Source organism: Paenibacillus sp. DCT19 (assembly GCF_003268635.1).
Lineage (GTDB): Bacteria > Bacillota > Bacilli > Paenibacillales > Paenibacillaceae > Paenibacillus.
The window spans coordinates 4179076-4193314 of sequence record NZ_CP029639.1; the positions used below are offsets into that span (position 1 = coordinate 4179076).

At 46.1% G+C, this 14239-nt stretch carries 17 protein-coding genes; 2 read left to right on the forward strand and 15 right to left on the reverse strand.

Features of this window, described 5'->3' with window-relative positions; all coding sequences use genetic code 11:
• Positions 1–2: 2 nt before the first annotated feature.
• The 10 genes from spoIIAB to DMB88_RS18980 all read right to left on the reverse strand — a co-directional run bounded on the left by spoIIAB (position 3) and on the right by DMB88_RS18980 (position 8023).
• The gene (gene spoIIAB, locus DMB88_RS18935) at positions 3–458 is read right to left on the reverse strand and encodes an anti-sigma F factor (protein WP_128102596.1); all 456 of its coding nucleotides are present in this window, start codon (positions 456–458) and stop codon (positions 3–5) included.
• Complete coding sequence (gene spoIIAA, locus DMB88_RS18940) at positions 455–808, reverse strand: anti-sigma F factor antagonist (RefSeq protein WP_036663380.1); 354 nt, start codon at positions 806–808, stop codon at positions 455–457. Before spoIIAA ends, spoIIAB begins: the two co-directional genes overlap by 4 nt.
• A 142-nt stretch (positions 809–950) precedes the next feature.
• On the reverse strand, positions 951–2072 hold the full coding sequence (locus tag DMB88_RS18945; protein ID WP_254438659.1) for a D-alanyl-D-alanine carboxypeptidase family protein: 1122 nt from the start codon (positions 2070–2072) through the stop codon (positions 951–953).
• Between the two features lie 354 nt (positions 2073–2426).
• On the reverse strand, positions 2427–3251 hold the full coding sequence (locus DMB88_RS18950; protein ID WP_128102598.1) for a purine-nucleoside phosphorylase: 825 nt from the start codon (positions 3249–3251) through the stop codon (positions 2427–2429).
• Positions 3252–3428: 177 nt separating this feature from the next.
• Complete coding sequence (locus DMB88_RS18955; protein WP_128102599.1) at positions 3429–4319, reverse strand: tyrosine recombinase; 891 nt, start codon at positions 4317–4319, stop codon at positions 3429–3431.
• A 73-nt stretch (positions 4320–4392) separates the two neighbouring features.
• Entirely contained in the window at positions 4393–4635 is a 243-nt protein-coding gene (locus DMB88_RS18960; RefSeq protein WP_128102600.1) for a DUF4227 family protein, read from the reverse strand.
• Positions 4636–4845: 210 nt separating this feature from the next.
• Entirely contained in the window at positions 4846–5313 is a 468-nt protein-coding gene (locus tag DMB88_RS18965; RefSeq protein WP_024630961.1) for a ferric iron uptake transcriptional regulator, read from the reverse strand.
• A 108-nt stretch (positions 5314–5421) separates the two neighbouring features.
• On the reverse strand, positions 5422–6051 hold the full coding sequence (gene spoIIM / locus DMB88_RS18970; protein WP_254438253.1) for a stage II sporulation protein M: 630 nt from the start codon (positions 6049–6051) through the stop codon (positions 5422–5424).
• Positions 6052–6212: 161 nt separating this feature from the next.
• Entirely contained in the window at positions 6213–7436 is a 1224-nt protein-coding gene (locus DMB88_RS18975) for an endonuclease Q family protein (protein ID WP_128102602.1), read from the reverse strand.
• A gap of 2 nt (positions 7437–7438) precedes the next feature.
• On the reverse strand, positions 7439–8023 hold the full coding sequence (locus DMB88_RS18980) for an NUDIX hydrolase (protein WP_128102603.1): 585 nt from the start codon (positions 8021–8023) through the stop codon (positions 7439–7441).
• Between the two features lie 119 nt (positions 8024–8142).
• Here DMB88_RS18980 and DMB88_RS18985 point away from each other — a divergent pair, with 119 nt between their 5' ends.
• Positions 8143–8298, forward strand: coding sequence for a hypothetical protein (locus DMB88_RS18985; protein WP_254438254.1), 156 nt, complete (start codon positions 8143–8145; stop codon positions 8296–8298).
• Between the two features lie 117 nt (positions 8299–8415).
• Here DMB88_RS18985 and DMB88_RS18990 read toward each other — a convergent pair whose 3' ends face one another.
• On the reverse strand, positions 8416–9552 hold the full coding sequence (locus DMB88_RS18990; protein WP_128102604.1) for a M20/M25/M40 family metallo-hydrolase: 1137 nt from the start codon (positions 9550–9552) through the stop codon (positions 8416–8418).
• An 82-nt stretch (positions 9553–9634) separates the two neighbouring features.
• On the opposite strand from DMB88_RS18990, the gene prli42 reads away from it, so the two are divergent.
• Entirely contained in the window at positions 9635–9736 is a 102-nt protein-coding gene (gene prli42 / locus DMB88_RS18995; protein WP_128102605.1) for a stressosome-associated protein Prli42, read from the forward strand.
• A gap of 25 nt (positions 9737–9761) precedes the next feature.
• Here prli42 and lipB read toward each other — a convergent pair whose 3' ends face one another.
• The 4 genes from lipB to DMB88_RS19015 form a co-directional block, all read right to left on the reverse strand.
• The gene (gene lipB / locus DMB88_RS19000; RefSeq protein WP_128102606.1) at positions 9762–10469 is read right to left on the reverse strand and encodes a lipoyl(octanoyl) transferase LipB; all 708 of its coding nucleotides are present in this window, start codon (positions 10467–10469) and stop codon (positions 9762–9764) included.
• Between the two features lie 174 nt (positions 10470–10643).
• Positions 10644–12104 (reverse strand): dihydrolipoamide acetyltransferase family protein, encoded by a 1461-nt coding sequence (locus tag DMB88_RS19005; protein WP_128102607.1) that lies wholly within the window; start codon positions 12102–12104, stop codon positions 10644–10646.
• 63 nt (positions 12105–12167) lie between these two features.
• Positions 12168–13154: an alpha-ketoacid dehydrogenase subunit beta gene (locus DMB88_RS19010; protein ID WP_128102608.1), complete on the reverse strand. Its 987-nt coding sequence runs from the start codon at positions 13152–13154 to the stop codon at positions 12168–12170.
• A 2-nt stretch (positions 13155–13156) separates the two neighbouring features.
• Entirely contained in the window at positions 13157–14185 is a 1029-nt protein-coding gene (locus DMB88_RS19015; RefSeq protein ID WP_128102609.1) for a thiamine pyrophosphate-dependent dehydrogenase E1 component subunit alpha, read from the reverse strand.
• Between the last annotated feature and the right edge of the window lie 54 nt (positions 14186–14239).

A 14239-nucleotide genomic window follows, 5' to 3' on the forward strand; every position in this document is an offset into this window, starting at 1 on the left:
CCCTAATTATACAATGCTTTCTTGGATTCAATCCTTTTCTTCATCTTGATGGAGGTGCCTCTGCCGGGCTCACTGCTGACTTCGAATTCATCCATGAAGTTTTCCATAATCGTAAAGCCCATGCCCGAGCGCTCAAGTTCGGGTTTGGATGTATACAACGGCTGCTTGGCAAGGTCGAGATCTTCAATACCTTCACCACGGTCTTCCACAATGATCGTAATCATGTCTTCACGGATCTCCGCCTGAATGGATACAACCCCTTCTGGGTTGTTGTTATACCCATGAATGATACTGTTGGTTACCGCTTCGGAGACTACGGTCTTCAGATCGCTAAGCTCGTCCATTGTAGGATCAAGCTGCGAGATAAAGGCCGCAACCGTTACACGCGCGAACGATTCGTTCTCCGACTTGGCCGCGAATTGCAGATTCATGAAATTTGTCCCTGTTCCTTCATTCATGAGACGACCTCCAGACCCGAGAGAGCAGTTCCCTCATTTTCGTATATCGGCATGATCTTGAACAAACCCGACATCTCCAGCAAACGGTACACTGGCGGATTAACATCACACACAACCATCTTACCGCCTTTATTCTTAATAAGCTTATATCTTCCCAAAATGACACCCAAGCCTGAGCTATCCATAAATTGCAGATCCTTCAGGCTGAGCACCAAGTGCTCGCATTGTCTCCGCTGGATCGCTTCATCCATCTGCATCCGTACCATATCCGCAGTGTGATGATCCAGTTCTCCCGATAGTCGCACAATCAGAATCCCGCGGTGATGTTCCATTTCCACATGCAAGTTCACGTTTGCTCACTCTCCTCCCTGTCTTGAACAAGGATTTCTACGTTGCCCAAAGCATTTCCTGCACCCCGACAAAACTAGAAGAAAACCCCTAATTAACTACAAAATACGTTCAAGGATGCAGGTCGCACACGTAAATTGACGCTTAATCAAAAAGATTGGAAGTGGTGCGCTTGAATAACTTCCACCAGCCGGCTTTGTTTACGTCTTGAGGAGCCTGAATGTCAAACTCCTTAATAACCTCATTCCCTTGATAAACCACCAGCTTACCGACACTTTGACCTGCTTTAATCGGAGCCTTCAGTTCTTTTGTCATCAACAGCTCATGTCGAATATCGTTCGATTTGGCGCCTTTGCGCATGAGCACACTGTAATTTTGTGTTGCATTCAGTGGTAGTTCGGCAACCTCACCTTTTTCAATTTTCAAACTGCCCAGGAGATCACCTGCTTTGTATAACGGTTTCATCATGTATTGGCTAAAAGCATAATCGAACATGGATGAAACTTCAGCATTACGTGTTTTCGTGTTTGGTTCTCCCAGCACAACCGCAACTGTACGTAATCCATCCTTCATCGCTGTTGCTGATAAACAAAATTTAGCTTCTGAAGTGTAACCTGTTTTCAATCCATCTGCGCCTGTGTAGAAACGAACGAGTTTATTGGTGTTTACTAGCCAGAAGGGCTTCTCCGTATCTTTCCGGAGGTAGTCCTGATACGCACCAGTATACTTCGTAATTCCCGAATGTTTCAGTAATTCTCGACTCATGAGTGCAATATCATGTGACGATGAATAATGATTTTCAACCGGGAGCCCGTTACAATTGGCAAAATTGGTGTCCTTCATGCCCAGCTCTTTAGCACGATCATTCATCATCTGTACGAAGGCTTGCTCAGAGCCGGCAATTTTCTCAGCCATTGCTACAGAGGCATCATTACCCGATGCCATAGCGATCCCTTTGAGCATGTCGTCTACCGTCATTTCTTCACCGGGTTCAAGGAAAATCTGTGATCCTCCCATGGAAGCGGCATACTCACTTGTTCTCACTTTGTCAGTTAGCTTCAACTTACCTGAATCAATGGCTTCAATGGTTAAAAGCATGGTCATAATCTTCGTAATACTTGCCGGAGGCAGTTGATCATGACTGTTTTTCTCGTAGATTACAGTTCCAGTGTCTGCATCCATTAATATCGCTGAACGTGCCGAAGGAGCCAAATCCGTGCCCCCTGTTGGGGTAGGTTTTTCTTCAGCAAGTGCTGTGGATGCCATCAGAGATAGCAAAATACAAAGGGTCATGAACGATGCCATTATACGTTTCTTCACGATCGGTAACCTCCTCAAATGACTTGCTTAATGCATTTCCATGCATGTACTGCTAATCATTGTCGGCTCGTTTCCAGTAAATTATTCCATGTAAAGCATGATTTCCCGAACTTTTTTGTTAAATCTAGCATCGAAACGGTAACGCAAAAAAAACATGCCCCTACTCACTGAATGTGATAGAGGCATGTTTCATTATTTTGCGTTAGCATCTTATGGAGCTGTATGTCTGAGAAGAAATGAACTTCTCGGCTTCAGTAGCCCAGTCAAAAGGTTAGATTAATAACCTGGCTCTATAATCTGTTACATTTGTGGAATAACGGCTACAACCAGCGCAAGGAAAGACTCACGCACTCGCTCTGTTGTCTCCATAACCTCATCATGGGAGAGTGGCTGATCCAGAATACCCGCAGCCATGTTGCTGATACAAGAAATACCGAGCACTTCCAGACCTGCATGACGAGCCACAATGACTTCAGACACGGTGGACATGCCGACAGCATCCGCACCCAAAGTACGAAGCATAACGATCTCCGCTGGTGTCTCATAGTTTGGACCAAGCAGCCCCGCATAGACGCCTTCACGTACGTTGAAGCCTTGGGATGCTGCAGTATCTTTTGCCAGCGCACGCAAGCGGCGGCTATACGCTTCGGACAGATCCGGGAAACGCACACCCAGTGCTGGATCATTAGGGCCGATGAGTGGGTTTTTGCCTGTAAGATTCAGATGATCAGAGATCAACATCAAGTCGCCCGGTTCATAGGATGTGTTCACTCCACCTGCTGCGTTCGTTACAAGCACCGATGTAACCCCTAATTCTTTCATAACACGTACCGGAAAAGCGGTAAGCTCAGGGCCATAGCCCTCATACATATGGAAACGTCCTTTCATCATGACAACAGGACGACCTTTGATTGTTCCAACCAGCAGTTCACCCTCATGTCCTTCTACCGTAGATACAGGGAAATGGGGAATGTCTTGATAAGCGATACTCACACCATCTTCAATGAGTTCAGCCAAAATGCCAAGACCTGAGCCAAGAATTAAGCCTACTTCAGGCTTAATGGAGCTTTTGCTTTGAATATAAGATGCTGCTTCCAAAATCATTTGTTGAGTTAATGCTGTCATTACGATGTTCCTCCTTGAGTTGAAACGATCCGTTCATGTATGCAGATTAGCTCCAGGCTAGTCCCACTAGACGGAAGCATATGCTTATGTATACGGCGTTTAGTGTATTCAATTTATTTTATCCTAAATAGGCAACATGTTCTTCATTTTTTTGCAAAAAACATTCACGCTCCAAATCTATTTAGCCCGTGGATGATGTGTTTCATAGATTTCCTTCATCGTTTTGCGACCATGGTTGCCATATTGTTGACCCGGCTGTTCTACGTGACCTAACATGTCCTGAACGGCTCTGGTGTCGGCTCCGCTGGCAATAAGGTGAGCAGCAAACGAATGCCGTAACGTATGTGGCGTAATTTCACCAGGAATTCCTGCATCCACCGCAGCTTTTTTGAGCAATTTCCAGAATCCTTGGCGTGTCAGACGTCTGCCTGAGACATTGACAAAGAGTGCCTGCTCGTCCGAACTTGTTTTGAGCAATCGGCTGCGTTTCTCATCCAAGTACACATCGATCCAATGTGCTGCAGGAGCACCAATGGGAAGGATGCGTTCTTTCCCTGCTCCGCCGCAACGAATAAACCGCATACTCGGCTGCACATCACGGACATCCAGTGCAATCAGCTCCGAGACACGAATACCTGTGGCATACAATAATTCCAGCATCGCACGATCCCGAATTCCTTGGGGTGAACGCGTCTCCGGTGCATTAAGCAGTAATTCAATTTCATCAATGGTCAACACTTGAGGAGGCGTTTTATCCGCCTTAGGAGCCTCTACATCAAAAGTAGGATCTTGAAGGATATCTCCCCTGCGCATTAGAAAATGAAAGTAGGAACGCAAGGACACAATACTCCGGGCAATCGTAGCATTAGCGCGCCCTGACTGCTTTAGTTTGCCTACAAATAAAATAACGTGCGTACGCCGCACCTGACTGGCATCACGTATATCATATTCTTTCTCTGCAAATTCGATGAACTTGTCCACATCGCGAAGATACGACTCCAGTGTGCTGCTTGACATCCCTTTGTCTTCTTCCAAGTAAATGGCATAGGCGTGTATCGTCTGTTTCATGTACAACGCTCCTCATCTACAGAACTGCCTCGCGTGCAGCCTGTTACCGTATTTGCATTCCTAGATGCTTCAACTACTCCCCATACCAGTAAAACAAACGTAGCCGTTCCGCAAGTGAAGGTCGCCCTTCTCCATGAATTGTCCAATCCGTTTCCTGAAATACTTTGACCGCATTTCCTGAAGGAATCTGATACTGATCTACGGGTGAGATCCAGCCGTTGAACAGATCCAGAACATTATAGAACAAATAAACTAATGCTGAAAAAAAGATTATAAAACGAATAAAACGGAGCCCTCTCCGTAGTGATATAATCATCGTTTGTCCGCCTCCTAGTTTTCGATCCTGGCTCCAAGTTCTCTGAAACCGGAACCTCATTCCCTGCACATCTAATGGGCAGAGAAGCGTCTACAGACAAGGTATGAGGACAAACACAAGAATATGACATTGAGAGAAGCTCACATCAGATCCGGTACCAAAAAAGCTCTCCCGTCAAAACCGCCGGTGAGAGCTTGAAGATATGCTATGTTATTCTTCATCTTTGGGTTTCTGGTCATTTTTTGCTTTGCAACGATAACAAATCCCGTGGAAATCCAATCGGTGGTCTACCACCGAAAAGTTAAATTCTCGCTCCAGGCGCTCTTCAAGCGGCCCAAGCCAGTCTTCGCGTATTTCATCCATACTACCACATTGAACACAGATTAAGTGATGATGATGATGCTTGGACGTATCTCCGCGCAAATCATAACGGGCAACGCCGTCGCCGAAGTTGATTTTCTCTACAACATGCAGCTCACTTAGTAGTTCGAGGGTACGGTACACGGTTGCAAGACCGATTTCGGGAGCCTTTTCTTTAACGAGCATGAATACATCCTCTGCGCTCAGATGATCTTCTTCATTCTCAAGAAGTACTCTTACGGTGGCTTCCCGCTGGGGCGTTAATTTGTATCCTTGGGACTGTAGTTGCTGCTTAATTTTATCAATCCGTGCTTCCATTTTCTCCCTCCCCCTAGGAAATCACTGCACACTGCAACTTAACCCACTTCTTTCATTATAGGGGGAGTGTATAATTAAAGTCAACAATTTACACTTTACTGCCTGCACCTATGCAGGTAGTAACATTGGCGTAACCCACCGCATCATCGCTGGCGTGACCCAAGTTTCAAAAGAAGCAACTCCAAGCAGCAGTGCAGCCATTGCCAAAGTTAACAATACATATGATGCAAAAGGTCTTTGACCACCGGGAGTACGCTGCATCAAAACCCGATTCCGAATGATATATAAGGAAAAAGTTATCGCAGAGACACTGCAGATGATCAGCACAGGAATGACAAATAAATTATGCGGAGCAACGGAGACAAGTGCAAATAGCAGGCCTTTCCATGAATATTGTCCAACTAAATATCCGACAGTAAATCCGATCAGCACACCTTTTAGAAAATCCAGCACGAGGATGCCAGGTAGTCCAATAACGGATAAACCAAGGATCCAGATCAGACCGACCCATTTCAGATGCAGCATAGCAATTTCCCAGTAGGTACCCGTCTCTACAACCTGTCCCCCATGCTGCACCGTCATGAAAAAGTTCCCTAGATAACCTTCCAAATCTTGACGTTGCTCTAGGGACAGCGCATTAACCATCAACGCCCCGAAGATAACACCTACCAGGAACAGAACTGCCACAAATACATATAGCGAGGTTTGACCTTTGAATATAAAGGTAGAAGATCGCACAGACATAAGTCTCCTTTCCGGTTGTCATGCTGCTGAATTTCGAAAGAAACCCACACAGTCATTCTATGAATCGGAAAGAGTACGTATGACATCTTGTCCTGAATAGGTGTTATGCATATTTCAAGGCTGATTAACTCTATTGTAAAAGTTTATCGCTTCAATTAGTGATCTGCACCGTCTTTCCCGGCAACTTTACCATAAGTTCCACCGCCACCAGAGGACAGGGCTAACTGCCCATTCCTTGCCGCAACGATCATAGCCGCCATCACAGGGCCAACAACAGTGGCAAGTTCGGCTTCGCTCGTACGGTGCAACACATTCATCTCTGTACCAAATCGTTCAAGCAATTGACGCAACTTCGCCTTTCCAAGACCCGGAATAAACTCTAATGGCACCTGATAATGATAGGCAGGTCTGTTGTCAGGCAATTCAGGATTCGCTCGATCAGCTATCGCCAGAATCCGGTCAAGCACGCCCTGAACAAGCTTTGTACTACCACAATGCGGACAACGTTCTGCCGATAATGCCTGCTCGTCCAATATACGACCACATGCCGAACAATACGTTCGATGATACTTGCCAAGCCTAGGGTTCAATCCATAGTTAGCTGTTATGCCTCTTCCACCCTCGTTTTGCAATGCCATACGAAATTCGTCAAAAGAAGGAGTCGCCAGAGCTAACTCATTATACTCTCTACCAATCTTACCTAGCGAATGAGCATCTGAGTTCGTCAAAAAAGGAACGTGATCCAGCTCCCGAATATAACTTGCCATTGTTGAGTCTGAGCTTAATCCAAGTTCCACGGCATCAACCAGGCTCGTATCGAGCACATCAGCCATCCGTGGAGCTGTACTGCCATAGATACCTTTATGCGGGGTAAATGCATGGGCTGGCACAATAAGTCCTCCACGAGCCTTAATTTCCGACTGGATCTCAAGTGTTGGCACGTATACACGCTGTGAACTTAAATTCACATTTTTCATATAACGCTGCATAAAAGCAGTAAACGACTTCATCGACGCTAAATCTCGAAAATAAGCAAGCAAATGATACTCCCGCATGCCTGGCTCCCGCAGTTCAATCTCTGTGCCGAGCAAAATAGTGGTGTCCTGATAAGCGATCCCTCCACCTTCCAGCTCAGACATTGTGCCGTCCTCCAGTAACTGCTCAATATCCATCTGCACAACAGGCGAATGACAATCAATAACACCAAGTAACTGGATACCTTTGCGATCTGATGCCTCACGAGCGATGTTCTCAAACGTCAGATCCCGACTTCCACTAATCTTTACAGCTTCACCACGGGAGGTTCGCCCAATATGAATGTGCAGGTCTGCATAACATGGTTCCCATGGATTACGTTCGTCGTGCTGAGACTTGGTCATCTTTACAGTCGTCCCGTTGTTCTGTACAGATCCCATGCGTACACCGCTAACATCGTTTTGGCATCACTAATCCGATTTTGATCCATTAAAGCGTAAGCCTCTTCCAGCGTGATTTCACTCACCTCTAGAAACTCATCCTCATCCAGAGCCATATCTCCGGCTTCCAATTCTTCAGCAATATATAAGTGAATGATCTCATCTGCGAATCCAGGCGATGTGTAGAAAGAACGTACAAGACGAAGTGACTTAGCCACATACCCTGTCTCTTCACGTAATTCACGCGCCGCTGCCACTTCTGGCTCTTCTCCTGGATCAAGCTTGCCTGCTGGAATCTCCACTTCGGTTCGCCCCATAGCTTGACGGTATTGATCCACGACCAACATCCGATCACCATTCAATGCAAGCACTGCTACAGCTCCAGGGTGACGCACAATCTCTCGGGTAGCCTTCTGTCCATTGGGCAGCTTCACCGTGTCAACCTGAAGTGTAATTACTTTCCCCTCAAAGATGGGTTGTGTTGATACCGTCTCTTCGTCTAATTTCGGATTGGCTGGATGTGATTGGTTGTTAGGATGCGTAGGATTCATGGTTGTCAACTCCGCTTCTTAGATTTTTTTATTATTGTTTTCTGTAATTACATGTGCATGTTCATGTATAAAGCATAGATTTTTGGCATATGGTGAGCGTATAGAGCAAGCTACCTAATATGATGAAATCAGGGGATACCAATGAACAGTTATTTAACGCCGCGATCCGTACATTTGGTGGACAAGCTAGACAGGTGCAACTTATCCTTAGACAGTGGTTGCGTGAATGGGGTCCTGATGCCAAAATAACTGATCTTCTTGCTGGCCGTAAATAAGCTCTAATCCGTATGCTCGAAATATAACATGCTTTTGCAAAAAGTCCGAATCCGGTACCCAAACCGTTTTCGGACTTTTCACTACAGCTTCAAATTCAACTTATTTACTAAACTCTCCTACTTCGTACTCGTCGATGCTGTCTCCTTAATAATAGCAACAACAATTTCGGACAATTTGGCGATATCCTGCGCACGAATGCGCTCTTTGGTTGTATGAATATCCTCATATCCAACGGCGAGATTCGCTGTAGGAATATTGAAACCGTTGAAAATGTTAGCATCGCTGCCACCACCAGACGGGAACGTGCTTGTCTCAAGACCTACGCTGCGAATGGCACGCTGTGCAAGCTGAACCACCTCATGTTCATCGTGGAATCCAAATGCAGGATACAGAATCTCACTGCGGAATTCAGCCGTTGCTCCGTATTTGCGACAAGTTGTTTCCAGCGCTTCACGCATCTGGGAAACTTGCAGTTCCACTTTTTCCTGAACAATACTGCGTGCTTCTGCTTCAATCTGAACAAAATCACATACCACATTCAAGGCAGAACCGCCTTGGAATTTCCCGATATTGGCAGTTGTTTCATCATCAATACGTCCAAGCTTCATTGCAGCAATCGCTTTGGCAGCTACCTGAATCGCACTAATACCGTCTTCTGGATTCACACCAGCGTGTGCAGACTTACCATAAATGCTCATCTGAATCTCGGCGCGTGCCGGCGCAGCAACACAGATCGTACCTACTGCTCCATTGGAATCGAGCGCGTATCCGAACTCTGCTTGGATATCATCAGGATTCATCGCCCGAGCTCCAACAAGTCCCGACTCCTCGCCAACTGTAATGACAAACTGGATTTTGCCATGCGGCACTTTGTTCTCCTGAATCGCACGGATCGCTTCAAACAGTGCAGCAATGCCAGCCTTATCGTCTGCACCCAGAATCGTTGTTCCATCACTGCGAATCCAGCCATCTTCACCCAATTCAGGCTTTATTCCTTGCCCAGGTGTGACAGTATCCATATGGCAAGTGAAAAACATCGGGGTTACCCCTTCAGTGCCTTCTGCTTCCCATGTAACAACGAGATTACCGGCACCATGCCCTGTTTTCTCCATTGTATTGTCCTCATATACGCTGAGACCAAGAGCTGCGAACTGTTCTTTTAACACCTTTGAGATGTTCTGTTCGTTCTTAGTTTCACTATCAATCTGTACAAGTTCCATAAAATGATCTACAACACGCTTTTGATTAATCATAGGACTTTCCTCCCTTACGTGGATACGGTACAATATCATTACTGTGGTTTTTTATTTCTTGGTTGAAAGGAGTTCGCTCATCATGCAAAGAAAAAAATGGTTTCGCATCATTGTCTATATCATGCTAATCGCCATGGTTGGCTCCACCCTATTCATTGCTCTTGAACCATTATTATTCGGTTAAAACATGAAGTCTTGAACTGTCTCCATTACAGACGGTGAAGGGCTTCTTTTTCTGAGATCCAATTCATCTCATAGGAGAACAACCTGCTGAAATAGGGAACGATATCTTGTGCAACCTGCTCTATCTCGTAGCTCCGTCCTGTCATATCCTCCAGTGAGGTCACCCCATATTGCTCAATGCCGCAAGGGACAATACCTTGGAATCCTTCATGCTGAATCCCTGACGTAACATTAAAAGCAAATCCATGACTGGTTACAAAACCTCTCCTCGTCTTACAACGATTGAACTTTACACCGATCGCAGCAATCTTCATATCCCCAATCCAAACTCCTGTGTACCCTTCTTTGCGCCCTGCATCGACGCCTTGATCCGCTAAATAATCAATGATGACCTGTTCTAATCTGCGTAGATAGGCATGTAAATCGAGATCTTCATCTCGTCCGAGCACAAGCAAAGGGTAGCCCACAAGCTGACCAGGGCCATGATAAGTAATATCACCCCCGCGGTCAATTTGAAACACGGAAATTCCCTGCTCTCGTAATTGCTCTTCACTTAGAAGCAGATGCTCAGGATGATTTTGAGAACCAATCGTATAGGTAGGCGGATGCTGAAGCAAGAGTAGCTGCTCCACTCCCACGCCTTCATCAAGTTGCTGCACAATCGCTTTTTGTCGGTTCCAAGCCTCTTCATAATCAAGCATTGGTATGTATGCCACATCCATAGGCTTGTTCATGATCTCCCACACCCTTTTCTTTCAATGTGCAATCTATTCATGAGCGCTCAACCATATACAGCGGGAAAAGTGCACGGCCTACGGCCATACACTTCTCCATAACCCTTCATTTCACATCTACAATCGATGTTTCTGTTCGGAATATTTAGTTACAGCAAGTATAACAACAAAAACTTAATAAACTTTGGTCTCCATGTTATAACCTTCGAGATTCTCTTTGACCCGTTGCAAGAAACGACCGCTGATTACGCCATCCAGAATACGATGATCCAGGGATAGACATAGATTCGCCATGGAGCGAACTGCAATCATATCGTTAATCACGACTGGTTTTTTGACAATAGATTCAAATGTCAGAATAGCCGCTTGTGGATAATTGATAATCGGTTGAGACAGGATTGAACCAAACGAACCGGTATTGTTCACCGTGAATGTTCCACCTTGCATATGATCAAGCTTCAACGTTCCTTCACGGGTTTTCCGTGCCAAGTCATCAATCTCACGAGCTAGACCTGCGATATTACGCTGATCTGCATGTTTAATTACAGGCGTCAAGACGGAATCTTCTGTGCCTACAGCCATGGACAGGTTGATATCGCGTTTCACAATAATTTTATCGACAGCCCATACAGAGTTCATAATTGGGTAGTCTTTAATTGCATTAACGACACCTTTCATCATAAATGATAAGTACGTCAAGTTGATGCCTTCTTTGCGCTTGAACTCATCCTTGAGTTTGTTGCGAAGCATAACCAGATTAGTAACGTCTACCTCAATCATGGTCCAAGCGTGAGGAATTTCGGATACACTTTGCCGCATATTACGAGCGATCGCATTACGTACAGGGGTAACATCAATAAAGTATTCTGATCTTCCCTGTCCGCCGCCTTCCACTTCAATTTGCGGAATTTTGGGACTCTCGGTCAGATGAATGCCCGAATGTCTGACTGGAATACCAGCATCAGCAGCCGGAACAGCAGCACCTGAAGCAGAATTAGAAACTTGTGCATCATTCCGATTCAGGCCACTAAACGGTGACGGCGAAGCAGCTGATCCTCCAACAGAAGCATTCTGCCCAGTCGATGGTGCAGCCTGCGTAGATACCGCTCCTTGTCCACCTTGTGCAATGACTGCAAGTACGTCTTTACGTGTAATACGTCCACCCGCACCTGTACCTTGGATGCTCTGTAAATTCAAGCCGTGTTCCGCTGCCAGTGTCTGTACTGCCGGGGAAAACCGATTACGCATCGGCTGATTCGGATCATGTACGATTGAACCGCCAGCATTGGTAACCGTGGACTGAACCGAAGCTTGCTGTGCACGAACCGGCTCTTGATGTAGCTCCTGCGAAGCCTGCGTCTCTTGTACAGCCACTTCTTGTTCAGATGCTTCAACTTGCATACGGCAAATCACTTCGCCTACAGCAATAGTTGTGCCTTCCTCTGCGAGAAGATCGCCCATAATGCCATCAACAGTCGATGGAATCTCAGCATTAACTTTATCCGTAATGACTTCACAGATCGGCTCGTACTGCTCCACTTGATCGCCTGGTTTTTTCAACCATTTCGCTATGGTAGCAGAGACCAGCGATTCCGCCAGTTGCGGCATAATGACCTCGATCCATTTCATACTCATTGGTTTTATCACTCCAAACTTTACATTTAACCTCATAATGGAATTGCGGCATTCTATTGAAAATTAATACTCGGCAAGTGTGCGCATTGCTTCCTTAGCTTTATCCTTGCTCAGCATATAAAACTTCTCCAAGGTAGGGCTAATTGGCATAGCTGGCACATCTGGACCGCACAAGCGCTGAATCGGCGCATCCAGATCGAACAGGCATTCTTCGCTAATAATGGCAGCAACTTCGGCACCGACGCCGCCTGTTTTGTTATCTTCGTGTACAATCAGCACTTTGCCCGTCAATCTTGCGGATGCAATAATAGCTTCACGATCAAGCGGTTGTAGTGTACGCAAGTCAAGAACGTGGGCTGTAATTCCTTCTTCGCGCTCGAGTTCTTCTGCAGCCTGCATAACAAAGTGCAATGGTTGACTGTATCCAATCACCGTAATATCCGCACCTTCGCGAAGCACGTTGGCTTTGCCGATCGGAACGATGTAATCATCCTCTGGTACATCTTCCTTAATCAGTTTGTAACATTTTTTGTTCTCAAAAAAGAGTACTGGATCTGGATCACGAACAGCCGCCTTGAGTAGCCCTTTGGCATCATATGCCGAATAAGGAGCTACAATCTTCAATCCTGGTGTACCAAAAAAGATTGATTCTGGACACTGGGAGTGATACAGTCCACCAAAAATACCGCCGCCGATTGGTGCGCGGATGACAATAGGACAACTCCAGTCATTGTTAGAGCGATAGCGGATTTTGGCTGCTTCGCTGATGATCTGGTTCGTTGCCGGCAACATGAAATCCGAATACTGCATCTCAGCAATTGGTTTCATACCATACATTGCCGCACCAATAGCTACACCCGCAATTGCCGACTCGGACAACGGTGTATCCATAACACGCATGTCGCCAAACTGCTCTTGCAGTCCTTTGGTCGTTGTGAACACGCCGCCCTTGACTCCGACGTCTTCACCGAGCACAAATACATTCTCGTCTCGCTCCATCTCTTCCTTCATCGCCAGACGGATTGCATCAATATATTCCATAACCGCCATGTTTACCGTCCCCCTTCTTCGCTGTCCGCATATACGTGCGTCAGAGTGTCCTCAGGTTTCGGATATGGCGCGTTGTCTGCATATTCAGTCGCTTCTTTCATTTCCAGCGCGAGCTGGGAAGCCAGATCCGCATCCCGGGCTTCATCCCAGATGCCGCAATCGATCAAATAGTTTTTCATACGAGGCACGCCGTCTTTTTTCCAGTTTTCCTCAACTTCTTCTTTCGTCCGGTAAGCCAGATCATTATCAGAAGTGGAATGTGGTGACAAACGGTACATCATCGCTTCAATAAGTGTAGGTCCTTCGCCAGCGATTGCACGGCGACGTGCTTCCTTAACCGCAGCATATACTTCTAATGCATCGTTCCCATCCACACGAATACCTGGGAAACCATAACCCAATGCACGATCCGATACTTTACCACTAAGCTGCTTGTGAACCGGTACTGAAATGGCATATTGGTTATTCTCACACATGATAATTACAGGCAACTTATGCACACCTGCAAAGTTGGCTCCCTCATGGAAGTCCCCCTGATTACTTGACCCTTCGCCAAAGGTAACAAAAGAAACAAACTCCTGTTTCTTCATTTTGGCTGCAAGTGCGAAGCCTACGGCATGTGGAACCTGCGTTGTCACTGGGCTGGAGCCTGTAACAATCCGCAGCTTTTTGTGACCAAAGTGACCTGGCATCTGACGGCCGCCACTGTTCGGATCCTCTGCTTTGGCAAAGGCAGATAACATTAACTCACGTGGAGTCATGCCAACTGCGAGTACGAATCCGTAATCGCGATAATAAGGTAAATAATAATCGTTATTCCGATCGAGTCCAAAAGCAGCACCCACTTGTGCAGCTTCCTGACCTACACCAGATACGTGAAAGTTAATTTTGCCGGCCCGCTGAAGCAACAAGCAACGCTCGTCGAACTTTCGTGCAAGCAGCATATATTTGTACATGTCTAATACTTCTCCATCGCTAAGTCCAAGCTGTTGATGCCGGTGAACCGCGTCTGCAGTACCTTGTGAACTCATATGAGGTACCTCCTTTTAATCAGAGCCTTGCCAGTCTTACAACCCGATCTTATA

Bases quoted from the DNA above. Each gene is read 5' to 3' on its own strand.
- spoIIAB (WP_128102596.1), bottom strand. From the start codon at position 458: ATGAATGAAGGAACAGGGACAAATTTCATGAATCTGCAATTCGCGGCC.
- DMB88_RS18945 (WP_254438659.1), bottom strand. From the start codon at position 2,072: ATGGCATCCACAGCACTTGCTGAAGAAAAACCTACCCCAACAGGGGGC.
- DMB88_RS18950 (WP_128102598.1), bottom strand. From the start codon at position 3,251: ATGACAGCATTAACTCAACAAATGATTTTGGAAGCAGCATCTTATATT.
- DMB88_RS18955 (WP_128102599.1), bottom strand. From the start codon at position 4,319: ATGAAACAGACGATACACGCCTATGCCATTTACTTGGAAGAAGACAAA.
- DMB88_RS18960 (WP_128102600.1), bottom strand. From the start codon at position 4,635: ATGATTATATCACTACGGAGAGGGCTCCGTTTTATTCGTTTTATAATC.
- DMB88_RS18965 (WP_024630961.1), bottom strand. From the start codon at position 5,313: ATGGAAGCACGGATTGATAAAATTAAGCAGCAACTACAGTCCCAAGGA.
- DMB88_RS18975 (WP_128102602.1), bottom strand. From the start codon at position 7,436: ATGACCAAGTCTCAGCACGACGAACGTAATCCATGGGAACCATGTTAT.
- DMB88_RS18980 (WP_128102603.1), bottom strand. From the start codon at position 8,023: ATGAATCCTACGCATCCTAACAACCAATCACATCCAGCCAATCCGAAA.
- DMB88_RS18985 (WP_254438254.1), top strand. From the start codon at position 8,143: ATGATGAAATCAGGGGATACCAATGAACAGTTATTTAACGCCGCGATC.
- DMB88_RS18990 (WP_128102604.1), bottom strand. From the start codon at position 9,552: ATGATTAATCAAAAGCGTGTTGTAGATCATTTTATGGAACTTGTACAG.
- prli42 (WP_128102605.1), top strand. From the start codon at position 9,635: ATGCAAAGAAAAAAATGGTTTCGCATCATTGTCTATATCATGCTAATC.
- lipB (WP_128102606.1), bottom strand. From the start codon at position 10,469: ATGAACAAGCCTATGGATGTGGCATACATACCAATGCTTGATTATGAA.
- DMB88_RS19005 (WP_128102607.1), bottom strand. From the start codon at position 12,104: ATGAGTATGAAATGGATCGAGGTCATTATGCCGCAACTGGCGGAATCG.
- DMB88_RS19010 (WP_128102608.1), bottom strand. From the start codon at position 13,154: ATGGCGGTTATGGAATATATTGATGCAATCCGTCTGGCGATGAAGGAA.
- DMB88_RS19015 (WP_128102609.1), bottom strand. From the start codon at position 14,185: ATGAGTTCACAAGGTACTGCAGACGCGGTTCACCGGCATCAACAGCTT.